1 protein-coding gene and 1 pseudogene are annotated in these 2331 nt (G+C 69.5%); both read left to right on the forward strand.

The features are described from left to right. A pseudogene (locus C1I97_RS35545) lies at positions 1 to 606 on the forward strand (glycoside hydrolase); the annotation flags it as partial. Between the two features lie 148 nt (positions 607 to 754). Beyond that, positions 755 to 2095 carry an ABC transporter substrate-binding protein gene (locus tag C1I97_RS35550; RefSeq protein WP_111007067.1) on the forward strand — a complete coding sequence of 447 codons (1341 nt, stop codon included), beginning with the start codon at positions 755 to 757 and terminating at the stop codon, positions 2093 to 2095. Positions 2096 to 2331 lie beyond the last annotated feature (236 nt).

Consider the following 2331-nt stretch of genomic DNA (forward strand, 5'->3'; position numbering starts at 1 on the left):
CCCGCCGCCCCCGCCACCGACGACGACTTCCCCGGCGGGCGCTTCGGCCGGCAGTGGCAGTGGACGGCCAACCCCCGGGAGGGGTGGGTCACCCGGCACTCCGGCGACGGCCTGCGGCCGGTCTGCGTCCGCTCGGCCGACGCGCACGACCTGCGGAGGCTGCCGAACGTGCTCACCCAGCGGCTGCCCGGCAGGACGGTGGCCGTCGAGGTCGACCTCGTCCTGCACGCCGGGGCCCCGGGCGCGCGGGCCGGGCTGGCCGTCCTCGGGGACGCCTACGGCTGGATCGGGCTGCAGCGGGGCACGGACGGGCAGGTCCACCTCGTGCACCGGTTCGCGGAGGCCGCCGCCGCGTCCGAGCGGGACGCCGGCCACCCCCGGCACGCGCCCGACGGGCGTGCCCGGCTGCGTATCGAGGCCGGCGCCGGGGCCCGCTGCCGGTTCCTCGCCGACGTCGGCGACGGCTTCCGGCCCTCCGGCCAGGTCTTCGCCGCCACCCCGTGGCGCTGGGTCGGCGCCCTGCTCGGCCTGTTCGCCGCCGCCCCGGCCGGCCGGGGACACGCCGGCGCCGCCGACTTCACCCTGTTCCGCATCACAGTTCTGTAACCCGTTCCGCCCCGAGGCCCATAAGGAGTCACTGTGGCACATCCTCATAGCAAGCGCTTACCCCGGATGTGCGCCCACGGCGGCCGCCTCGTCCTCGCCCCCCACAGCGTCACCCTCCGAGTTGGATCCAGAAGAAGAGAGCCGATCAATGAAGATCAACATCCGTAGAAGCAGGCGCGCCGCCCTGGCCGTCGCCCTGGGTTCCGTGCTCGCGCTGACCGCCACCGCGTGCGGTGACGACGGCAGCGGCTCGGGGAAGAGCAAGGGCTCCGAGGGCTCGGGCAAGGGCGAGATCACCTTCTGGGACAACAACGGCGGTGTGCGCACCGACATCTGGAAGCAGATCATCGCTGACTTCGAGAAGAAGAACCCGGACATCAAGGTCAAGTACGTCGGCATCCCGGCCGCCAACGCCCAGTCCAAGTACGACACCGCCATCCAGGGCGGCGGCCTGCCCGACGTGGGCGGCGTGGGCACCGCGTTCCTCGCCGAGATCGCGGCCCAGGGCGCGCTGGAGCCGCTGGACGGCCGGCTGGAGAAGAGCCCGCTGAACGGCAAGCTGAGCGAGAACGTGCTCGGCACCAGCAGGGCGGCGGGCGGCGGCGACACCCTCTACCACGTGCCGACCTCCGTGAACAACGGCACGCTGTGGTACCGCACCGACCTGTTCAAGAAGGCCGGCCTGGACGAGCCGACCACCTGGGACAAGTTCTACAAGGCCGCCGGCAAGCTCACCAATCAGGGCAAGAACGAGTTCGGCTTCACCATCCGCGGCGGCGAGGGCTCCATCGCGCCGGCCCTGGACGCGATGTACGGGCAGACCGGCATCACCTCGTTCTGGAACGGCGACAAGACCACCGTCAACGACCCCAAGAACGTGGCGGCGCTGGAGAAGTACGTCGCGCTCTACAAGAAGAGCACCCCGTCCGCCGACGTCAACAACGACTTCACCAAGATGGTCGCCCAGTGGGACAGCGGCACCATCGGCATGCTGAGCCACAACCTCGGCTCCTACCAGGACCACCTGAAGGCGCTGGGCAAGGACAGGTTCCGGGGTCTGCCGAACCCGACGCTGAACGACGGCACCCGGGTGCAGGTGTCCAACCCGGTCGACGGGCTCGGCCTGTTCAAGGCGAGCAAGAACAAGGCGGCCGCCTGGAAGTTCATCGAGTTCGCCGCCTCGGCCGCGGAGAACTCCAAGTTCAACGAGTCCGCCGGACAGGTGCCCGTCAACGTCGACGCGGCCCAGGACGACTGGATCCAGCAGGCCGAGCCGACCAGGCTGGCCGCGCAGGCGCTCAACGGCGAGAACACGAAGATCGTGCAGCTGCCGTACTACCTGCCCGACTGGAACACCATCTCCAAGGCCGACAACGAGCCCAACTTCCAGAAGGTGATGCTCGGCAGGATGACCGCCAAGCAGTTCCTGGACACGATGGCCGACCAGCTGAACAAGGCGCAGGCCGAGTGGAAGCAGAACCGCGGATAGCTCCGCCGGTCGAGCCGGAATGCGGACGGTCCGGGGTCTGGAGGCCGCCTCCGGGCCGCGGGTCGTCCGTGGCCGGGCGCGCAGTTCCCCGCGCCCCTTCTTGTCCCACCCCCTGTTGAAAGAGGTACCGCAACAATGCGTACGCAGAAATGTCATGGCCGCGTCATGGCTGCGGCCGTGACATTTCTGCGTACGCATTGTTGCGGTACCTCTTTCAACAGGGGGTGGGACAAGAA

The sequence above is a fragment of the Streptomyces sp. NTH33 genome, from assembly GCF_003236365.1.
GTDB lineage: Bacteria > Actinomycetota > Actinomycetes > Streptomycetales > Streptomycetaceae > Streptomyces.

What these genes read in the sequence shown, in the direction of transcription:
- C1I97_RS35550 (WP_111007067.1), top strand. Translation starts at nt 755, where the DNA reads ATGAAGATCAACATCCGTAGAAGCAGGCGCGCCGCCCTGGCCGTCGCC.